We start from the raw sequence: 19724 nt of genomic DNA on the forward strand, positions 1-19724 counted from the left end.
CAGCGTGAAGGGGCGTACCGGCAACGGACGTACCGGCAACGGGCGTACCGGCATCGGGCGTACCGGACCCCGCGCTCACGATTGCCCGCCGTCTTGCTGATGGCTCTTGCCCTTGCCCACGTACGGAATGGCGTGGTCGATGGTTTCCCAGATGTACCGCCCGGACGGGCTCTGCTGCTCTTCTGCCACGTGCGACACCAGGCCCGCCGCGCGCGAGATCACGGCAAAGCCGCGCATCAGGTCGGTAGGCACGCCGATCTCGCTGAGCAGCGCGGCCACGGCGCCGGTTGCATTGATGGTGATGTGCTTGCCGTAGGTCTCGTCGATGGCGCTGGCCAGCCAGCGCAGCGCCTGGACCGACTCGCCGCTCAGTTCGCTTTCCGCCTCGGCCAGCGCCAGCAGCTTGATCGCGCGCGGATCGTCCGGTTTGTGCAGGTGATGGCCGAAGCCGGGCAGCGGGCTGCGCGACGCGCGGTGTTCGCGGGCAATCGCCAATGCTTCCGCGGGACCGTCGGGTGCCTGACGGATGCGGTCAAGCAGGCGCGAGCAGTTTTCCATGGTGCCCACGAACTGGCTGCCCACGGCCATCAGCCCGGACGCCACGGCGCCCTGCAGATTCTCGGGTGCGCTCATGTAGATCAGGCGCGTGGCGATCGCGCTGGGCGTCATGCCGTGCTCCATCAGCGTGACCAGCACCGCGTCCACGATGCGCATGTCCACGGGACGCGCGTCGCGGCCGAGGATCTGCATGATCATGACTTCGGTAAACGACTTCTTGCCGATCAGGTCTTCGACCAGATCGACGTCGCGATACGACATGCCGGTCAGGTGATGGGCGCAGAGGCGGGTTTCGGGCTTGTTCATGGCGTTTCCTTCATTGCGGCGTCGCGCACCGCGTTCTTCAGCACCTTGCCCACGCTCGAGCGCGGCAGGCTGTCGTGGAAATGGATGTGTTTGGGCGTGGCGACCGGACCCAGCAGCGCGCGCACGTGCGCCTTGAGTTCGTCGCCATCGGCCTCGGCGCCCGCCTGAAGCTGGACGGCGGCGTGGACCGCTTCGCCCCACTTGTCGTCAGGCACGCCGAACACCGAGCATTCGTAGACGGCGGGATGCGCGGACAAGGCGTTTTCGACGTCCACCGGATAGATGTTGAACCCGCCGGTGATGATGACGTCGCGCAGGCGGTCCTTCAGGAACAGATAGCCGCGCGTGTCGATGAGGCCCGTGTCGCCGGTGTGCAGCCAGCCGTCAACTATGGTTTCAGCGGTCTTCTCGGGCAGGCGCCAGTAGCCGGTCATCACCAGATCGCCCTGGACCACGACTTCGCCGATTTCGCCGCGCGGCAGCAGCGTGCCGTCGGGCGCCATGATCGCCACGTCGGACAGCGGTGTGACCCGGCCGACGGACGCTCGATTTTCGGGCGCTTCGAGATCAGCGGGGCGCAGCACCGTGACGATCTGAGGCGCCTCCGTCTGGCCGTAGGTCGTGCCCAGCACCGGGCCGAAGAAGGCGCGCGCGCGCTCGATCTTTTCCACGGGCATGGGCGCGCCGCCGTAGATGAGGTTGCGCAGATGCGGGAAGTCCGCGCGGGAGACGCCGGGCTGCGCCATGATCATGTAGATCAGCGTGGGCGGCATGAAGCTCAGCGTGCCGCGGCGCTCGCGAAATGCCTCGGTGATCGTGGCGGGCGACACACTGTCCAGCAGCAGATGCGCGCCGCCCTGCGCCAGCACCGGCAACAGATAGGTGCCGGTGCCGTGCGTGATGGGCGCGGACACGACGTAGCGGTCTTCGGCGGTGAGGCCCCAGTTGAGGATCTGGTTGACGATGCCGGCGTTCCACGCGTGATACGGCTGCATCACGCCCTTGGGCAGGCCGGTGGTGCCGCCCGTGAACTTGATGGCCTGCGTGGCGTCGCGCGGCAAGGCGTGACGCGCCGGAACGCGGTCGGTAAAACGCGCGAGCAGCGCGTCCAGCGCCAGGTCAGCGGCGGCGTCGTCCAGCACGATGCGTCGTGCGGAACCCGCGGGCACGAGCGGCGCGCCCACCTCGTCAACGATCACAATGGTCGGCTCGGTTGCATCCAGGATGCGGCCGATCTCGCGCGCGGTGCTGCGGTAGTTCAGCGGCACCCAGACCTTGCCGCTGGCCAGCACCGCCAGCAGCGCCAGGATGTGGCGCGCCGAATTGCCGGCGCAGATAGCCACGCGCGTCTGCGGCTCGGGGTCCAGATCCTGCAGGGCGGCCGCCAGCGCACGCGTGTCCGCCGCCAGCCGCGCGTAAGTCACCTGCCCATCGGGACCGTCGAGCGCCACGCGGTCCGGGTACTGCTCGGCGGCGCGGAAGAAGAAATCAATCGGGTACACCTATGCTCCTTGGATGCTTAATTGGCCTTGAGGTTGGCGCTTTTCACCACCGCGCCCCATTTGTCGATCTCGCTGGCGATCTTCTTGGCGAAGGTCTCCGGCGTGTTCGGCGCTTGGGGCGGGAAGAAGCCGCCTTGCTTGTAGGAGGTTTGCAGGGCTGGCGTCGCGAGCGCCTTGTTCAGCGCCTGGTTCAGGCGGTCGATGACGGGCCGGGGCGTGCCGGCCGGCGCCACCAGGCCAAACCATGATTCCACGTCGAAGTCAGGCAGGCCGGACTCCGCCAAGGTGGGCACATCGGGCGTGGCCGGCAGGCGCTGGGGCGAGGTGACGCCGATGGCGCGCAGCTTGCCGGCCTGCACATGGGGCAGGGACGAGGGCAGGTTGTCGAACATGGAGTCCACCTGCCCGCCCAGCAGGTCCGCCACGGCGGGACCGCTGCCGCGATACGGTACGTGCAGGATGTCGGTGCCGGTTTTCATCTTGAAGAGCTCGCAGGACAGATGAATGGACGATCCGCTGCCGGACGACGCGCACGTCAGCTTGCCGGGATGCTGCTTGGCATAGGCGATATATTCCTGCACCGTCTTGATCGGCAGCTTGGGATTGACCACCAGGATGTTCGGAATGGTTGCCAGCAACCCGACGGGTTCGAAGCCTTTGACGAAGTCGTAATTGAGCTGGCTGTACAGCGTGCGGTTGATGGTGTTGGCGATCGACCCGACATACAGCGTGTACCCGTCGGGCGCGGCGCGCGAGACGATCTCGGCGCCGATGTTGCTGTTGGCCCCGGTCTTGTTCTCGACCACAACCGTCTGCCCCAGTTCTTCGGCCAGGGACTTGGCCATCAGGCGCGCCACGATGTCGGTTGCGCCGCCGGCCGCATAGCCGACGACAAGGGTGATGGGGCGATCGGGATAGGGTTTGGCCGCCCAGGCCGGGGCGGCGGTCATCAGCGCCCCGCTCAAGGCCACCGCCGCAGCGGTCCAGCGCTTGCCGAATGTCTTCATTGTTGTCTCCGTCCTGTTTGTCTAATAATTGGACAGCTCTTCGTCTGTCCGCCTTCATATTCGGCTTTGATGGAGGCCCTATCAACGCAAGGTGTCCAGAAATTGAACAAACCGGATTCCGAGGGTTCCGGTCCGCGCATCCTGCGGCGCGGGCTGAAGGTGCTGGGCGTGCTGCGCCAGGCCGGCGCGGCCGGCATGCACGTGGTGGACATTGCGCGGGCCGCGGGCATGCAGCGGTCCACGGTGTATCGATACCTGGATGTGCTGGTCGAGGAGGGCTACGCGCTGCGGGAATCGGGCGCGCCGCGCTGGCGCGTTGCTGAACTGGGCGTGATGATGGCCGGCGACCCGCACGCGCAGGCCGTGCGCAGTCTTCGGCCATTGCTGCGCCAGATCAGCGACGTCAGCGGCGATTCGGCGTTTCTCATCTGCCGCGCTGCGAACGATTCGCTGTGCCTGCATCGCGAGGTCGGCAATTACCCGGTGCAGGTGCTGGCCGTGACGGTCGGGCACCGCCAGCCGTTGGGCGTGGGCGCGGCCGGGTTGGCGCTGCTGGGCGCCTTGCCGGCCGCGGAAGCCGACGAGGTGGTGATGCAGAACGAGCAGGCGCTACGCGCCTACGGCGGGATGACGGTGGCGCAGATGCGGCGGCTGGTGGAGAACACGCGCGGGCGCGGCTGGGCCGTGGTGGGCAACGCGGCGGTGCCGGGCGTGTTGGGTGTGGGCATGGCGCTGTGCGATGCGGGCGGCTATCCGCGGCTGGCGGTCAGCGTGTCCAGCCTCATCAGCCGGATGCAGGCGCCGCGCCAGCGCAGCATTGCCGAACTGATCCGCGCGCAGGTGTCGCAGAGCGGATTCGGCATGCCGCACGGGGTGGGCGAGGGGGATTGAGGCCCGCCGCGATGTCGTTCCGGCGGCGGGTGGGGGCCGTTTCGTTCAGGCCGCGGCCGGCGTCGGCACGCGGTACGTCTTCTGGTAATGCACCGTGAACGTCTTGAAGGCGTCCAGCGCCTTGTGCGGGTCGTGTCCCGGCTTGACGAGGAAGCTGTCAAAGCCCACGCGCGCCTGGTAGTGGATGGTGTCGATCATCACGTCGCCGACCGCGCGTAGCTCGCCCTGCCAGTCGTAGCGCGTGCGCAGCAGCTGCGCCAGCGAATAACCGCGGCCATCGGTGTAGACCGGAAAGTCCACGGCGATGAACGCGATGCCCTCGGGATGCAGCACGCCATCCGCGTCCGCCAGGTCCGTCAGGTCGGCGTCGGGATTGAGCAGCACGGCCACGGGATGCTTGTGGCGGCGCAGCGTGTTGCGCGAAGTCTTCCAGACGGCCAGCGGCACGATCCAGCCGGGCTCGTCGGACGGGACCTGGCCTTCGGCGGGCACTTCGGGTTCGGGGACGAACGGACGCGATGTGTCGGCCTCGAGTTTGCCGTTGCGGATGAGATGCGGGCCGGGGGCGTCGTGGGCGTAGATCTCAGACATGGGCGGGCTCCGCTTGCTGCGTGGGTTTGGCGAAGGCAGGGTCCGCGTACACGTCCTGCTTGAAGGGATCGATGCCGACGCGGTCCACCACGTCGATGAAGCGTTCGGCGTCGCTGTCGCGCAGGCCCAGATACGTGCGGATCAACCGGTCCACCACGCCCGGCACCTGATGCCGCGCGAACGACGGGCCGATGATGCGGCCGATGGCCGCGCCGCCGCCATGCGTGGACTCGAGGTCGGGCAGCGGCTTGGCGGCGCCGTTCTGGCGGCCGCCGACCGTGACCTGATACCACTCCTCGCCGGCCTTATCGACGCCAAGAATGCCGATGTGGCCCACATGGTGATGGCCGCAGGAGTTGATGCAGCCCGAGATGTTCAGATCAAGTTCGCCGATCTCGAACAGGTAATCCAGGTTGTCGAACTGGCGCTGGATGGCTTCGGCCACGGGAATGGAGACGGCGTTGGCCAGCGCGCAGAAGTCTCCGCCCGGACAGGCGATGATGTTGGTGAGCAGACCGACGTTGGGCGTGGCGAGGTTCAGGGCCTCGAGCTTTTGCCACAACTCGTGCAGCCGCGCGCGGCGCACGTCGGCCAGGATCAGGTTCTGTTCGTGCGACACGCGCAGTTCGCCATAACCGAAGTCGTCGGCCAGGTCGGCCACCGCATCCATCTGATCCGCGGTGATGTCGCCCGGCGGCACGCCGGTGGGTTTGAGCGACACGGTCACGGCGGCGTAGCCGGCAACCTTGTGCGCATGCACGTTGGTGCGCAGCCAGCGCGCGAAGCGCTTGTCGCCGGCGGCCAGCGCGTCCGTGTTGTCGATGTCGGACGCGGCGGCTGCGTCGTGCTGCGGCCAGACGAAGCGCGCCTTGATGCGGTCCACGAATTCCAGCGTGATGGTGTCGGGGCCGCCCTTGATGCGCTGCCATTCTTCATCGACCTGTTGCGCGTAGACCTCGGGCGTCAGGTCCTTGACCAGGATCTTGATGCGCGCCTTGTACTTGTTGTCGCGGCGGCCATGCAGGTTGTAGACCCGCAGGGCGGCCTGCAGATAGGTCAGCAGGTGCTGCCATTCGACGAACGGATTGATGAGCTTGCCGACGATGGGCGTGCGGCCCAGGCCACCGCCGATCCACACGCGAAAACCCAGCTTGCCGTCGCGTTCGACCGCCTGCAGGCCGATATCGTGCACGCCTACGGCCGCGCGGTCTTCAATCGCGCCGCTGACCGCGATCTTGAATTTGCGCGGCAGGAAGGCGAACTCGGGATGCAACGTCGACCACTGGCGGATGATCTCGCACCAGATCAGCGGATCCACGAGTTCGTCCGGCGCGACGCCGGCAAAGTGGTCGGTGGTGGTGTTGCGGATGCAGTTGCCGCTGGTCTGGATGGCGTGCATCTGGACGGTGGCGAGTTCGGCCAGGATGTCCGGCACGTCTTCCAGCTTGGGCCAGTTGAACTGGATGTTCTGACGCGTGCTGAAGTGTCCGTAGCCACGGTCCCACTTGCGCGCAATGTGCGCCAACGTGCGCAACTGGCGCGACGCCAGCAGGCCATACGGAATGGCGACGCGCAGCATGGGCGCGTGGCGCTGGATGTACAGGCCGTTCTGCAGGCGCAGGACGCGGAAATCGTCCTCGGTTAGCTGGCCGTCGAGAAAGCGGCGCGTCTGATCGGCAAACTGCGCGACACGCTGCTCGACAAGCTGTTGGTCGACGGGGTCATACACGTACATGTCTACTGCCCTTGGAAGTCTTTTCGGTCTGAACCCCGGGGGCGGGGTCGGGCGCACGGCGCCGGCAAAACGGGATTCATAACCGTAACAGCGACCCGCGAACACCGTCTAAGTCATTCTGGTAATAAAGAAATAAGGGCCTCCACGCCGCGCGCGCTGGGCGCGCTAGCAGCCTCCCGGGGGGGCTGCCCCGCCTCCGGGCGGCCGGGCGGCCGGGCGGCCATTTTGCGGAGGTCGTCGAAACCAGCCGCGAGCGTACGCGCATATATGAATATGCGGCTTGTCGTAGAACAAGGCCCTAAATCCCTACAACGCCGCATTCACCGCCCAGCGGGCCACGAACACCAGAATGATCACCAGGCAGGCCGCGAGCAGCAGGCCGGTGGCGATGAGGGGGCCGGGCTTGTTGTGGGCGATGTCGGCGTCGTAGCCGCGGCCGCGGCGTACGCCGAAGAAGGCCCACAGCACGGAGCGGACCGTGCGCAGGAAACCGAGCATATGCGCCTCCGGGCAGACTATTGACGGCCCACTGTAGACGCTGGCGTGTCCGGCAGACAGATGCAGATCCGCGTCAGCCGACCGTATCAGATGGCGCGGCGGCGTGTGCGCCGATGCCGCGCACGATGTGTTCCAGCAGCTCGCGCGCGGCCGGCGAGATGTGGCGGCCGGCGCGGCTCAGGACGTGCAGGCTGCCCTGGTTCAGGATGGGATTGGCCAGCGGCAGGCTCGCGAGGCGCTGGGCCTGCATGTCGGCGGTGACGGCGATGGGGGGCGTGAGCGCGTAGCCGATGCCGGCCGCCGCGAACTGCCATAGCGCCTTGAACGACGAGGTGGTCAGCACGTTGTGCAGCCGGACCTGCTCGCTGATCTCGGCGGCCTGGATGTGCTGGCGCACGCCAAACCCTTCCTGCATGGACGCGCCGGGGTAGTCGGCCAGATCGGTCAGCAAAAGGGGCCGGCGCAGGCGCGTCAGCGGGTGGTCCTGACGCACGATGGCCCGTATCGGCTCGGGCCGCGAATAATGCGTGCGCAGCCGGGCATCGTTGGGCGGCTGGAACACCAGCCCGATGTAAGCGCGGTCGTCGACGATGCGCTGGACGATTTCGGACGTGCGGGCCACGTCGATGTCCAGCGTGACTTCGGGATGGCTGCGCCAGTAGCCCGGCAGCACGCGGTCGAACATCAGCTCCACAAAGCCTTCGCCCAACACCAGGTCGATGTGGCCGCGTTCGGCTTTGCGCAGGCTGTCGATTTCGGAGAAGAAGCTCTCCTGGATGTCCTGCTGCCGTTTTACATAGCGCGCCAGGATGTGGCCGGCATCGGTGGGCACGAGGCCACGTCCCCGGCGTTCGAACAGCGCCATGCCGCAGTCGCGCTCCAGGGCGGCGATCGCGCGGCTGACGGCGGACGGGTCCATTTCCAGGGCCTCGGCCGCGCCGCGCACGGATCCCCGGCTCATGACCTGCATGAAGTAATGCGTGCGGCGCGCGTCGAGTTGTTCGTCCATGGCGGCTGGCTCCGGGCGGAATGCGGCTGATTTTCCACGAAAGGAATTAAGGGTTTACCCTTATTTCGATTTGTCCCGTGCAAAACTTTCCGAGGAAAGGCGAATTCGTTGCATTTTACGCAACGTTTCTCGGTGGTCCGTGTCATGGTTGCCCGCCAGAGGGGTGGGCGAAAATTGCGCAGTCCGAATCGGCCGCCCGCTGCGCGCGCCGTTCGCGCTGTGTTGGCCGTTTGAATCGACCGAGCCGCTCTTCAAGCGCCGTCGCCCGAACCTTCCGAATTCGCTCGCCCCGCCGGCTCCACCTGGACGTCCGGGCGCCGGTTTCCGGGTTCGTCCGGCCCACTGCCACGATCACTATTCACGTCATCAGGGGAAAACCAATGTCTCATGCCAGCGCAAGCCTGGCTTCGCCTTCCATGCCGCTATCGGGGCGCGTGCGCATGCTCGCCGCCATCCTGCTGGTGGTGGTCATTTCCGAAGCGATCGGCAGCGTCACCTTCTCGGTCGGTCCGGGCAAGATCATCCTGCAGCCCATGCTGTGGGCCATTTTCATCGGCGCGGTGGTTGCGGCGTTCGGCCAGCGGCTGCCGGCAGGCGCCGGCATCGACAAGGCGATGCAGACCCGCATCAGCGGCTACCTGCAATACGCGCTGCTGCCGTTCCTGGCCAAGCTGGGTCTGATGGTGGGCGGCGCGTTGCCGCAGGTGCGCGAGGCCGGCTGGGCGCTGGTGTTCCAGGAGTTCGGCCACTTCTTCGGCACCATGGCCATCGGCCTGCCGCTGGCGCTGCTGCTCGGCATCAAGCGTGAAGCGATTGGCGCGACGTTCTCGGTGGGCCGCGAGCCCAGCCTGGCGATCATCGGCGAGCGCTACGGCATGAACTCGCCGGAAGGCCGCGGCGTCATGGCCGAATACATCACCGGCACCGTGATCGGCGCGCTGTTCGTGGCGCTGATGGCGGGCTTCATCACCAGCCTGAACATCTTCGATCCGCGCTCGCTCGCCATGGGCGCCGGCGTGGGCTCGGGCAGCATGATGGCCGCAGGCGTGGGCGCGATCGCTTCGCAGCAGACGCCCGAAATGGCGCATCAGGTCGCTGCGCTGGCCGCGGCCGCCAACCTGCTGACGACGGTGGTTGGCGTGTACTTCACCCTGTTCATTTCGCTGCCCACGACGATCTTCCTGTACGGCAAGCTCGAGCCCGTGCTGGGCCGCTTCTCGCGTGGCAAGAACGAGGCCGTGGTCGACGACAGCGTGTCGGAAGACGTGCCCGCGCACGGCTCGAAGATGGGCTTCGGCGACCGCCTGACCGCCTACGTCATCTGTGGCCTGTTCGCGCTGGTGGGCAACCGCCTTGGCTACAACGTGCCGTTCGCGGACGCGCTGCCGGGCATGGCCATCATCGTGCTGCTGGTCGTCATCACCGACCTGATCCTGCGCGTCGTGCCCAAGCTGCCGGCCGTGTTCGTGCTGTCGGTGATCGCCATGACCGCCGGCTGCCCGGGCGTGCTGCCGTATTCGGATCAGATCATCGCGATGGTCGGCAAGGTCAATTTCCTGCCGTTCACGACGGTGATCCTGGCGATGGCCGGCCTGTCGATCCTGAAGGACCTGCCTGCGTTCCGCAAGCTGGGCTGGAAGATCGTGGTGGTGTCGCTGGCGGCGAACGCCGGCACGTTCATGGGCGCCACGATGATCGCGGAATTCTTCCACTGATCCATCACGCTTCGCGAAAAAGCCGCCTGTTGCAGGCGGCTTTGTCATTTTCTGGGCCTTGCTGGCGTCAGAGTTTGTAGCCGCCGCTTGCCTCGATGACCTGGGCGGTCACCCAACGGCCTTCGTCCGAGGCGAGAAAGGCCACCGTCGCGGCGATCTCCGAGGTTTCGCCGAATCGGCCAAGCGCTGTGTCGGCTTCTATCGCTTTAACCATGGCGGCATTTTCGCGGACGGCGGCGTTCATGTCGGTGCGAATCCAGCCTGGCGCCACGGCATTCACCGTGATGCCGCGCGTGCCCAGCTCCTGGGCAAGCGCGTGGGTCAGGTTGTTGATGCTGGCCTTGGCCATCGAGTAGATGGGCACGGCGGACATTGCCCGCACGCCGGCGCCGGAAGAGATATTGATGATCCGACCATTGCGGGACAGACGGCTCAGTGCGGCTTGAACCATGAAAAAAGGTGCGCGGGCGTGGACGGCGAAGAGCGTGTCCCAACTCTCCGGGGTGGCCTCCGCCAATCCGCCCCAACCGGAATTTCCCGCATTGTTCACGAGAATGTCGAGTGCGTTGCTGCCCATCAGGTCAGCGAGCCTGCCGTCAAGATTCTCGAACAGGGCGGGAATGGTGTTTGCATCGGTCAGATCGGCGTGCAGTGCGAAAGCGCGGCCTCCGGCTGCTTGAATGGCGCCAACCACGTCGTCCGCGCCAGCCTTGCTGACGTTGTAGGTCAGCGCGACCATCGCACCTTCCTGGGCCAGGCGTTCAGCGATCGAACGGCCGATGCCGCGGGACCCTCCGGTCACCAGGGCGGTTTTTCCAACTAGCATCTGTGACATGGAAATCTCCTTGGTCAAACGATGCGTTCGCGCACGATGGGCCCAGGATCTGCCAAAACAACCGACAGCCCCATTCGAATCAGCTCCGCATCGCCGCCGTATTCGTGCCGCGCGATGTGGTGCAGCAGCACACCCAACTGCTCCAGCTGGCGAGCTGCATTCAGCGGGCCTGCGTTGACGGGCGCAAAGCCCGCGTCGTCGACCAGCTTTCGCACGACCTGACCGGCTTCGGGGTCGTCCGTGGCATAGAAAACGTTGGGCCTGGACGGCGATGACGCCCAGGCGGCGGCTTCCAGCACGGGCGCGGCCATCAGGCTGAACGCCTTTACCACCCGCGCCGCAGGAAGTCTTTTTTGCAGGTATTCGGCGGTCGAGCTGTCTCGCATGAAGGCATGATCATGGAAGTGTTCGAAATCGCCGGTGACGCCAAGCGGGTTCATGGTTTCGATCACGATCTTGCCGTCGAGCGCATTGCCCACCGCGTCGATCACGGCGTCCACCCGAGGCCAATAGACCGAGAACAGCACCGCTTCACCGAAGTCTGCTGCCTGTTTGATGGTGCCAAGCCTTGCGTCGTCGGCCAGCTTGGCAAGCAAGGGAGAGATCTTGCGATCCTCGCCGTCCTTGGCAAGCACCAGTTGATGATTGGCGGTGGCCCAGGCTCGCGCGAGCCGGCTACCGATGTTGCCGGTGTTCAGAATTCCTATCTTCATTGCACTTTCCGCTAACGATGAATGCGGCTGGCGGCGCCGCGAACGGGCGCCGGGCGCCAGGGAGTTATTGCTTGACGGTGTCGGCGCTGGCCTGCTCGAGGAAAAGATCCACGTGCACTTTCGGCATGCCCACCAGCGTTCCACCGATCGGGGACGGACGCACCGCCTCATTGATGAGCTTGCGTGCCTCTTGCGGGAGAACCGGCTCGCCCCGCTGCTGGTAGATCCTCTTGGCCTCGTCATCCGACACGCCCGCGGGAACGACCGGCGCATACCGCCAGAAGTAGATCGGCGTACCGGGTTCCACGCGCCAGCTGTCGGCAAGCGAGCCGGCGTTGACGACGTCGTAGCCCACTGCCTCGATGAAGCGCGTCACGGTCTGCACCGCGTCGGCGTCGTCACCGGCAATGGGCAGCGTTGTCCGATCAGCATTGCCCTTGGGGCGGGCGTTGCTTTCCATGTGAATCCAGCTCAGGTTGTGAAGCCCCTTGACCACCGCCGCGCCTGGCAGGTGCCGCTGGATGAGTTCGCTTGATGTCAGTTCGCCTGCATCAAGATCGGGGCGGCGAAATCCGCCCATGCCGGGGTAGTAGTTGGTCTGGTCGAGCACGACCTTCCCGGCGAACCGGTCGGCCGGCAGGCTTTCGAATGTCGCCAACGGAATGGCGAGCGAGACGATGTCTCCCGCTGCGATCGCGTCGTCGACCGAGCCGGCACGGGCAAGGGGTCCCAAGGCTTTGGTCAGCGCAGAGAGCGTTTCGGGACCGCGTGAATTGCTGATCACGACGTTGTGACCCGCCGCGACGGCCAGACGCGCGACAGCCTTGCCGACAAGGCCGGCGCCAATGATTCCGATTGTTTGTTTCATCGTAGATATCCGTTGATGGAGCGCGGCGGAATTCGCCGGCAGATGTCATGCAGGGCACACCCGCCGCGTCGCGGCCGATGTGCAGCGTGTTGCATGAAGCTCACTGTAGATTCGGCTCCCGGATTGATAAATGGTGCTGAAAGGCAAATACTGTTGTCCATGAATACATCAATCGATTTGCCCGAAATGAGAGTTTTCGCGGCGGTGGTGACCGATGGCTCGTTCACGTCCGCGGCCGAGCGGCTTGGCACCGATAAGGCGCGCGTCAGCCGCATCGTCAGGCGTATGGAAGAAAAGCTGGGCGTCCAACTCCTTACTCGTTCGACACGCCGCCTCAATGTGACCGAGGTTGGGCGGGACTATTTCGAACGCGCCGTCTGCATCCTGACCGCTGCTGAGGCGGCTGAGGCCGCGGTGGCGCAGCAGTCCCGCGAGCCCAAGGGATTGCTCAAGATCACGGCGGGCGCCGAGTTCGGGACGATGGTGGTGGATGACTGGATTGCGGCGTTTCTGCGCGCGGCGCCCAAGGTGACCGTGGAAGCGGAATACACGAACCGGCTGGTGGACATCATCCATGAAGGATTCGACGTCGCAATCCGTGTCGGCGCGCTGGAGGATTCAGGGCTTTCTGCGCGTCGGCTTGGCGAAGTGTCATACGGGCTGTATGCAGCGCCGAACTACCTCAAGCGCGCACCGAAGCTATCCGCAGTCGGAGATTTGAAACACCACGCGTTGATCATGAAGACAATCCGTGGCCGCTCGAGTTGGACGCTGGTCAAAGAGGCGATAGCGGAAAGGGTCACGGCGACGCCCCGTTGTGCCGTCAACAGCATCATCGCGGCAAAGAATCTTGCCGTCGCGGGGCTGGGAATTGCGCAGCTGCCACGTTTCATGGCAGCGCCGTTCGTGGCGGACGGCAGCCTCGCCTGTGTGCTTGCGGGCTGGGCTGAAATTCCGGCACCCGTTCATGCCGTGTTCGCATCCAGCCGCTATATGGATCCCAAGGTGCGCACTTTCGTGGATCTGAGCGTGGAGGCGTTCAAGGGCGGAGACGCCTGAACGCCGTCCGCTTACATCCAGCGTGATTGGCCCGGCCGGTAGCGCGCGTTGTCGGTCACATTTTCAGTGGGCCCGATGTTGGCCACTGCTGGGATGCCGGCGCTCGCCGCCTTCATGACAGCCGCCGCCTGCAATTCCACCTGCGGATTGCCCATGGCGACGCGATAGGGTTGCAGCGGCGCCAGGCCTTCGATGGTGCCCCAGTCGTTAGCGATGTCGGCGCGTTGCGCCACCGGGTCCGGCCGCGCGGCAAAGTCCTCGACCGCGCGCCGCATCCGGGCGTCCGCGTACAGGTCGCGCAATTCATCGATATTGATGGCGGGCGCGATGAGGGCAAGGGGCGCGACGGCAGGGTCGGCTTGGTGTCTGACAGGCGGGGCGTCTTGTTCCGCCCTTGCCAATCTGTCGGCCTGGGCGCGTTCCACGCGCTGGGCGTCGCGGGCGGCCTGGGCTTGCGCGGTGCGCTGGGCCTGCCGGGTGGCGAAGTTCTGCGCGGCGCGTTCGGCTTCCCAGGCAGGGCGGTTCTCATCCAGCATCGAAACGCGCGCCGGATAAGGCGCGGCGACGTGGGGGATGGCGGAGATCGCAGAAATGGCCATGCGGGGGCTCCTTGTCGTGATTGACCTTTGGGTTGGTCTGTCCGGGGAGATGCAAGTTCACTGTAGCAAAGGCCTCTGCGAAAGGCTTTACCCATCTGTGGATTTCGTAACCGTCTCCCACGCCGTCAATTCCTCCTGCAAGGCGGCCAGCTTGCCCCGCACCAACCCGAGCGCGTCGCTGCCGAGCAGCAGGTGCGCGGGAGGATGATCGGCGTCGATGACCGCCAGCATGGCGCGCGCCGCCTTGCGCGGATCCCCCAGCTGACGGCCGTTTTTCTCTTCGCGGGCCTTGCGGATAGGGTCGAAGAGGGCGTCGTAGTCCGCAATGGTGCGGGGCGTGCGCGTCATGGATCGGCCCGCCCAGTCGGTGCGGAACGACCCCGGCGCCACCGCCGTCACGGCAATGCCCAGCGGCTGCACTTCCTTGCCCAGCGCTTCGGAAATCCCCTCCAGCGCGAACTTGCTGCCGCAGTAGTACGCGATGCCCGGCATGGTGATGTGGCCACCCATGGAAGTGATGTTCAGGATGTGGCCGCGCCGGCGCTGGCGCATGAAGGGCAGGACTGCCTTCATCATCGCGACCGCGCCAAACACATTCACGTCGAACTGGCGGCGCATTTCCGGCAGGGGCGACTCTTCCATCACGCCTTCATGGCCATAGCCCGCGTTGTTGACCAGCACGTCGATGGCGCCGACGCTGGCTTCGATATCGGCCACCACGCCGTCAATGGCGTCGAAGTCGGTCACGTCCAACACGCGACCGATCGCAGCGCCGGGAGACAGGCTTTCAAACGCGAGGCGGGCCGGCTCGCCGCGCACCGTGCCGACGACGCGGAGGCCTGCGGCCAGGGCTTCCTCGGCCAGGGCGCGGCCGAAGCCGCTGCTGACGCCCGTGATGAGCAGGGTTTTGGGGGAGGTCATGGAGGGGGCTCTGAAGTCATTGGAGAATGCATGGTAGTCTTGCCAAACTGCGCGGATAAGCCGTATTCCGCTGCTTATCTTGCCCAAAGCTATGAAAACCAACGCCACGGCCCGCGACGACGCGGTGGGCGCCGATCCTGCCGAAAACCGCATGGCCGCGCTGCTGCGCGGCCTGGCGCCTGATGAGGGCTACAACCTGACCGCGTTGCCCAGCGTGCGCGTGCTGCGCGCCAACCGGGCGCTGGCGCGCACGCCGGTGCTGTATGACCCGGGCATCGTGATCGTCTGTCAGGGCCGCAAGCGCGGCTACTTCGGCGATCGGCTGTACCTGTACGACGAGCAGCATTACCTGGCCGTGTCCGTCCCGGTGCCCTTCAGCATGGAGACCGACGCAACGCCCGAGCGCCCGTTGCTGGCGCTGTACCTGCACCTGGATTTCGCGCTGGCCGCGGAACTGGCGTCTCAGATCGACGCCGCCGGCGCCGCGGCGGCAGCCCAGCCGCCGCAGAGCATGTTGTCGACGCCGATGGATGACGCGATGCGCACGTCGGTGCTGCGATTCATCGAGGCCATGTCCCGCCCGCTGGAAGCCGCCGTGCTGGGACCGGGGCTGTTGCGTGAGCTTTATTTCCGCGTGCTGACCGGCCCGCAGGGCGGTTCGATGCGGGAAGCGTTGTCCTTGCGCGGGCAGTTCGGCCGGATCGGCAGATCCCTGCGCCTCATTCACGCGGAATACGCCCGGCCGCTTGACGTGACGCGGCTGGCCAACGAGGCGGGCATGAGCGTCCCCAGCTTTCACAGCCATTTCAAGGCGGTGACGCAGGTCTCTCCCATGCAGTACGTGAAATCGACGCGCCTGCACCAGGCGCGTCTCTTGATGGTGCGGCAGGACCTGACGGCCGAGTCGGCGAGTCAGGCGGTGGGCTACACAAGCCCGTCCCAGTTCAGCCGCGAGTTCAAGCGTCTGTTTGGCCTGACGCCGGCGGCGGAGGCGCGACGCATGCGCGAAGGCTTCGCTTTGCCGGCATTCGCGGACGCCACCTACGTGTCGTCACACTGAATCGGCGGCTGCCCGCCGACGGTTCGTTCAAGGCTTGGTGGCCTGCATCGACGGACGCTGGCTGAACCCTTCGAACCACTTGGCCGTGGCGGGATGCGACGCGCGCCAGTCCAGATCCGGGAAGCGGAAGTCCAGGTAGCCCAATGCGCAACCGATGGTGATGGTGCCGATGTCCAGCCGGCCTTCAAGGCCTGCGGCGTTCTTCTCGATGAGCGCGAGACCGTCGCGCACCTTGCCAAGCTGTCCTTCAACCCAGCCATCCCAGCGCAACGCCTCCGGGCGCAGCACGGTCTCATAGCGCGCCAGCAGCGCCGCACCCAGCATGCCGTCGGCCATCGCCTGCTCGGCCAGCACCGGCCAGCGGGCCTTGCCGGCGGGGAAGAACGTGCCGCCGCCCAGATCGTTCAGATACTCGCAGACGACGCGGCTGTCGAACAGCGCCTGGCCGTCATCGGTGATGAAGGTGGGCACCTGGCCCAGCGGGTTGCTCGGGATGATGGTCTGGTCGCGGGCGACGGGACCGGCGGCGCTGGGCAGCTTTTCAATGCGGTCGACCAGGCCAAGTTCATGGGCGATGACCATGCACTTGCGGACAAACGGCGAAGCAGGCGAGAAGAAGATTTTCATGGGGTTCCCTGTCGGTGAGAGGCGTCAGTGTTGCGCATGGGCCAGGTGCTGTCCAGCCACCCAGCCAAAGGTCAGAGCGGGGCCGAGCGTGATGCCGGGCGCGGGGTATGCGCCGCCCATCACGGACTGCATGTCATTGCCCGCGACGTAAAGCGCGGGGATCGGCGCGCCGGCCGCGTCCAGTGCCTGCGCGTGCGCGTTGGCTGCTATGCCGCAGGCGGTGCCGATGTCGCCGGGGTACAGCTTGACCGCGTAGTACGGCCCCTTGCCGAGCGGCGCAAGGCAGGGATTCGGCTGGTGATCCGGATCGCCAAGGTAGCGGTTGTAGGCGGTCCCGCCCTTGCCGAAGTCCGGATCGTGTCCTTGCGCGGCGTGCCGGTTGTAGCGTTCGACAGTGGACTGCAGTGCGGCGGCGGGCATGGCAAGCCGTTCGGCCAGTTCAGCCAGCGTGGACGCCTGCAGCAGGTAGCCCTGGTCGATCAGGTGCTGGCGGGGCCGCCCGCCCGGCAGGGCGAGGCCCAGACCCCAGGTGTCGATGAACCGCTGGTCGCAGACCAGGAATGCCGGGATGCTGGGCGCCGTTTCGTTGCTGCGATACATGGCCTGCACGAACTCGTGATACGAGGTCGATTCGTTGACGAAACGTTTGCCCGCGCCGTTCACGGCGATCAGCCCGGGCTTGGCGCGGTCCCAGACCAGATGCGGGTAATTGAGCGGCGTTCCGTTGCCGGCGTCCAGAACCGAGACAGGCGCCCAGAATGCCGGACTGGCGTAGCCGCTTCCGAAAGCCGCGCCGGCCTGCTCCGACAGCCGGATGCCGTCGCCCGTGTTGCCGCGCGGGGACATCGACCAGCTGCCGGTTGGCTGCGGAAACGTTTGCGAGCGCCTTTCCGCATCCCACGGGAAGCCGCCCGTCGCCATCACGACGCCGCGGCGCGCGCGGACGTTCAGCATCGTACCGTCCCGTGACACCGCGGCGCCCAGCACGCGCCCGTTGGCGTCCCGGTGCAGCGAGAGCGCTGGCGCTTGCAGCCAGTATTCGATGTTGCGCGTCAGCAGTCCATGGAACAGCTGAGCCGCCAGCGCGTTGCCAAGCAGTAGCCGGGTGCCCCGGTGGTAACCGCGGGCGCGGTCCGAGGCGAAACGCAACACCAGCGCCATGCTGTGCCGCCAGGCCGCGAACGAGCGCGTGGCGCGCAGCAGGTGCCGCACGTCGGTGATGTTGACCATCATCCCGCCGAGCACGGTGAATTCCTTCAGCGGGTCGCGCAGCTGGTTGAAACGGCTGCCCAGTTTGCGGCCATCGAACTCGACCGGGTCGAGCGAGCGCCCGCCCATCGCGGCGCCGGGCCGGTCAGGGTAGTAGTCGGGCGAAGCGGTCCGCGCGGCAAGCTGCAGCAGGCCGCGGGACACGAGGTAATCCATCATGCGCGGGCCCGCATCCAGGTAAGCGCGCTTCATGTGCTCGGGCGCCGCCGTGCCCACCGTTTGATCCAGGTAGGTCCACACGTCGTCCATGCTGTCCGGATGGCCCGCCGCTTCCGTCTGCGCGTTTAGCGGTATCCACACCGCGCCGCCGGATATCGCCGTCGACCCGCCGATGCGGTCGGTCTTCTCGATCAGCAATACCTCCAGGCCTTCCTCGTGCGCGGTCAGTGCCGCCGCCATGCCGCCCGCGCCCGAGCCCACGACGAGCGCGTCCACTTCCTTGTCCCAGGTGATGTGGTTCATGCTGCCTACGCTCCTGAGCCGCCCAGCGACTTGCCGCCGTCCACGAAGATGACCTGGCCCGTAATGAAGTCCATGTGCGGCGCGGCCAGAAAGGACACGGCATTGGCGATGTCTTCCGGCCGGCCCGCCCGGCCGGTGGGCTGCAGGGCCAGTTGCGCGGCCATGCGCTCCGGCGTCAGATTGCGCAGTAATGGCGTGTCGATGAGGCCGGGGGCGATGGCGTTGACCAGGATGCCCCGTCCGGCCAGCTCCATCGCGGATGCGCGGGTGTAGCCGACCAGGGCCGCTTTCGACGCGACGTAATGCGGGTGATTCCTGGCGCCCAGATAGGCGCGCGACGCGATGTTCACGATCTTGGCGCCCGGCAGCATGGCGCGCGCCGCCTCTTGCGTCAGCGTGGCGACCGCCAGCAGGTTGACGTCGAAGGCGCGGCGGTAGTCGTCGCTCGTCACGTCGAAGAACGTGCGCTCGTCGAACAGGCCGGCGTTGTTCACCAGCGCGGCCAGCGGTGGCAACGACCGCGCCAGTTCGCGCGTGGCCGCCTCGTCGGCGAGGTCCACGACGCGATGGTCGACGTCCAGTCCCCGGTCGGCCAGCGCCCTTGATTCCTTGTCCGCCAACGCCCCGTTGCGATCAGCCATCACGACGCGGAAGCCGTCGCGCGCCAGCCGCTCCACGATCGCCAGGCCCATGCCGCTTGCGCCGCCCGTGACCAACGCCGTACCCAGACTCATGATTTCTCCTTAAACGGCCAGATAGCCGCCGTCCACCGGCAGCACCACGCCATTGACATAGCTGGCCAGGTCCGAGGCCAGAAAGAGGATGGGGCCGACGATCTCATCCGCGCGCCCCGCGCGCGCCATGGGTGCACGTCCCATGTACCAGTCGGTGCCGTTCGCCTGGGCGCGCTGCCCGGCGGTCATTTCGGTTTCCATCAGCCCCGGCGCCACGGCGTTCACCCGCACGCCGTGGGGGGCGAGATCGCGGGCCAGCACTTCCGTGAACGAGCGCACGCCGCCCTTGGATACGACGTAGCCTGCCGTTGAAATACCGCAGCCGTAGGCCACGATGGAACACAGGTTGACGATCGCGCCGCGCGTGGCCTTGAGCTGCTCGACAAAGGCATGCGTGACGTTGAACGTGCCTTGCAGGTTCACTTGCATCACGCGCTCCCAGATCTCGGGCGTATGCGGATCGTCGAACGGCGCGCGCGCCGAGATGCCGGCGTTGTTGACCAGGACGTCCAGCGGTCCGTGGCGGGCCGCGCAGTCGGCGGCAAAGGCGCGAACGGCCGCCGCGTCGGTCACGTCCAGCGCCGCATGCGCGGCATGGCCGCCGGCCGCGATGATAGCTTGCGCCGAGGCGGTGGCCAGCGCCGCGTCCACGTCGGTCACGATCACGTGCGCGCCTTGGCGCGCGAAGCCCTGCGCAATGGCGGCGCCCAGGCCGCGCCCGGCGCCCGTCACGAGGACGCGCTTGTCTTGCATCGAGATCATCGC

20 protein-coding genes are annotated in these 19724 nt (G+C 66.5%); 4 read left to right on the forward strand and 16 right to left on the reverse strand.

Features of this window, described 5'->3' with window-relative positions; genetic code table 11:
• Positions 1-75: 75 nt before the first annotated feature.
• From MHZ91_RS17660 to MHZ91_RS17670, 3 genes are read right to left on the reverse strand one after another with little or no spacing between them, the layout of a single operon-like run.
• On the reverse strand, positions 76-864 hold the full coding sequence (locus MHZ91_RS17660) for a citryl-CoA lyase (RefSeq protein ID WP_175122148.1): 789 nt from the start codon (positions 862-864) through the stop codon (positions 76-78).
• On the reverse strand, positions 861-2366 hold the full coding sequence (locus MHZ91_RS17665; RefSeq protein ID WP_239214957.1) for an AMP-binding protein: 1506 nt from the start codon (positions 2364-2366) through the stop codon (positions 861-863). The genes MHZ91_RS17660 and MHZ91_RS17665 overlap by 4 nt, the downstream gene beginning before the upstream one ends.
• Before the next feature lie 17 nt (positions 2367-2383).
• Positions 2384-3373 (reverse strand): tripartite tricarboxylate transporter substrate binding protein, encoded by a 990-nt coding sequence (locus tag MHZ91_RS17670; RefSeq protein ID WP_175139524.1) that lies wholly within the window; start codon positions 3371-3373, stop codon positions 2384-2386.
• A 102-nt stretch (positions 3374-3475) separates the two neighbouring features.
• On the opposite strand from MHZ91_RS17670, the gene MHZ91_RS17675 reads away from it, so the two are divergent.
• Positions 3476-4264 carry an IclR family transcriptional regulator gene (locus MHZ91_RS17675; RefSeq protein WP_239214959.1) on the forward strand — a complete coding sequence of 263 codons (789 nt, stop codon included), beginning with the start codon at positions 3476-3478 and terminating at the stop codon, positions 4262-4264.
• Between the two features lie 45 nt (positions 4265-4309).
• Here MHZ91_RS17675 and MHZ91_RS17680 read toward each other — a convergent pair whose 3' ends face one another.
• The 4 genes from MHZ91_RS17680 to MHZ91_RS17695 form a co-directional block, all read right to left on the reverse strand.
• Entirely contained in the window at positions 4310-4855 is a 546-nt protein-coding gene (locus MHZ91_RS17680; protein ID WP_175122152.1) for a DUF934 domain-containing protein, read from the reverse strand.
• The gene (locus tag MHZ91_RS17685; RefSeq protein ID WP_239214961.1) at positions 4848-6590 is read right to left on the reverse strand and encodes a nitrite/sulfite reductase; all 1743 of its coding nucleotides are present in this window, start codon (positions 6588-6590) and stop codon (positions 4848-4850) included. Before MHZ91_RS17685 ends, MHZ91_RS17680 begins: the two co-directional genes overlap by 8 nt.
• 306 nt (positions 6591-6896) lie before the next feature.
• Positions 6897-7088 carry a DUF2970 domain-containing protein gene (locus tag MHZ91_RS17690; RefSeq protein ID WP_056559812.1) on the reverse strand — a complete coding sequence of 64 codons (192 nt, stop codon included), beginning with the start codon at positions 7086-7088 and terminating at the stop codon, positions 6897-6899.
• A 73-nt stretch (positions 7089-7161) separates the two neighbouring features.
• Positions 7162-8097 carry a LysR family transcriptional regulator gene (locus MHZ91_RS17695; protein WP_175122154.1) on the reverse strand — a complete coding sequence of 312 codons (936 nt, stop codon included), beginning with the start codon at positions 8095-8097 and terminating at the stop codon, positions 7162-7164.
• Positions 8098-8477: 380 nt separating this feature from the next.
• On the opposite strand from MHZ91_RS17695, the gene MHZ91_RS17700 reads away from it, so the two are divergent.
• Positions 8478-9812, forward strand: coding sequence for a DUF3100 domain-containing protein (locus MHZ91_RS17700; RefSeq protein ID WP_175122155.1), 1335 nt, complete (start codon positions 8478-8480; stop codon positions 9810-9812).
• A 67-nt stretch (positions 9813-9879) separates the two neighbouring features.
• Here MHZ91_RS17700 and MHZ91_RS17705 read toward each other — a convergent pair whose 3' ends face one another.
• From MHZ91_RS17705 to MHZ91_RS17715, 3 genes are all read right to left on the reverse strand, one after another.
• Positions 9880-10647 (reverse strand): SDR family NAD(P)-dependent oxidoreductase, encoded by a 768-nt coding sequence (locus MHZ91_RS17705; protein ID WP_175122156.1) that lies wholly within the window; start codon positions 10645-10647, stop codon positions 9880-9882.
• A 14-nt stretch (positions 10648-10661) separates the two neighbouring features.
• The gene (locus tag MHZ91_RS17710) at positions 10662-11360 is read right to left on the reverse strand and encodes an NADPH-dependent F420 reductase (RefSeq protein WP_239214963.1); all 699 of its coding nucleotides are present in this window, start codon (positions 11358-11360) and stop codon (positions 10662-10664) included.
• Between the two features lie 64 nt (positions 11361-11424).
• Positions 11425-12228: an NADPH-dependent F420 reductase gene (locus tag MHZ91_RS17715; protein WP_239214965.1), complete on the reverse strand. Its 804-nt coding sequence runs from the start codon at positions 12226-12228 to the stop codon at positions 11425-11427.
• 93 nt (positions 12229-12321) lie between these two features.
• On the opposite strand from MHZ91_RS17715, the gene MHZ91_RS17720 reads away from it, so the two are divergent.
• Positions 12322-13287, forward strand: coding sequence for a LysR family transcriptional regulator (locus MHZ91_RS17720; RefSeq protein WP_239214968.1), 966 nt, complete (start codon positions 12322-12324; stop codon positions 13285-13287).
• An 11-nt stretch (positions 13288-13298) separates the two neighbouring features.
• Here MHZ91_RS17720 and MHZ91_RS17725 read toward each other — a convergent pair whose 3' ends face one another.
• Both MHZ91_RS17725 and MHZ91_RS17730 read right to left on the reverse strand, forming a co-directional pair.
• Positions 13299-13886: a hypothetical protein gene (locus MHZ91_RS17725; protein ID WP_239214971.1), complete on the reverse strand. Its 588-nt coding sequence runs from the start codon at positions 13884-13886 to the stop codon at positions 13299-13301.
• A gap of 87 nt (positions 13887-13973) precedes the next feature.
• Positions 13974-14807, reverse strand: coding sequence for an oxidoreductase (locus MHZ91_RS17730; protein WP_239214974.1), 834 nt, complete (start codon positions 14805-14807; stop codon positions 13974-13976).
• A 151-nt stretch (positions 14808-14958) separates the two neighbouring features.
• Here MHZ91_RS17730 and MHZ91_RS17735 point away from each other — a divergent pair, with 151 nt between their 5' ends.
• Positions 14959-15867 carry an AraC family transcriptional regulator gene (locus MHZ91_RS17735; RefSeq protein ID WP_239215003.1) on the forward strand — a complete coding sequence of 303 codons (909 nt, stop codon included), beginning with the start codon at positions 14959-14961 and terminating at the stop codon, positions 15865-15867.
• A gap of 27 nt (positions 15868-15894) precedes the next feature.
• Here the strand turns inward: MHZ91_RS17735 and MHZ91_RS17740 are convergent, their stop codons facing one another.
• Genes MHZ91_RS17740 through MHZ91_RS17755 form a run of 4 tightly spaced genes read right to left on the reverse strand, consistent with a single transcriptional unit; the run spans position 15895 to position 19721 of the window.
• On the reverse strand, positions 15895-16494 hold the full coding sequence (locus tag MHZ91_RS17740; RefSeq protein ID WP_191578264.1) for a glutathione S-transferase: 600 nt from the start codon (positions 16492-16494) through the stop codon (positions 15895-15897).
• Between the two features lie 24 nt (positions 16495-16518).
• Complete coding sequence (locus tag MHZ91_RS17745) at positions 16519-18225, reverse strand: FAD-binding protein (RefSeq protein ID WP_239214977.1); 1707 nt, start codon at positions 18223-18225, stop codon at positions 16519-16521.
• Positions 18226-18230: 5 nt separating this feature from the next.
• A complete protein-coding gene (locus MHZ91_RS17750) occupies positions 18231-18959 on the reverse strand; it encodes an SDR family NAD(P)-dependent oxidoreductase (RefSeq protein ID WP_191578262.1) in 729 nt (242 codons plus the stop codon).
• A gap of 9 nt (positions 18960-18968) precedes the next feature.
• Complete coding sequence (locus tag MHZ91_RS17755; RefSeq protein WP_218342672.1) at positions 18969-19721, reverse strand: SDR family NAD(P)-dependent oxidoreductase; 753 nt, start codon at positions 19719-19721, stop codon at positions 18969-18971.
• Between the last annotated feature and the right edge of the window lie 3 nt (positions 19722-19724).

The sequence above is a fragment of the Achromobacter sp. ACRQX genome (assembly GCF_022346505.1).
In the GTDB taxonomy this organism is placed as follows: Bacteria; Pseudomonadota; Gammaproteobacteria; order Burkholderiales; family Burkholderiaceae_B; genus Achromobacter; species Achromobacter animicus.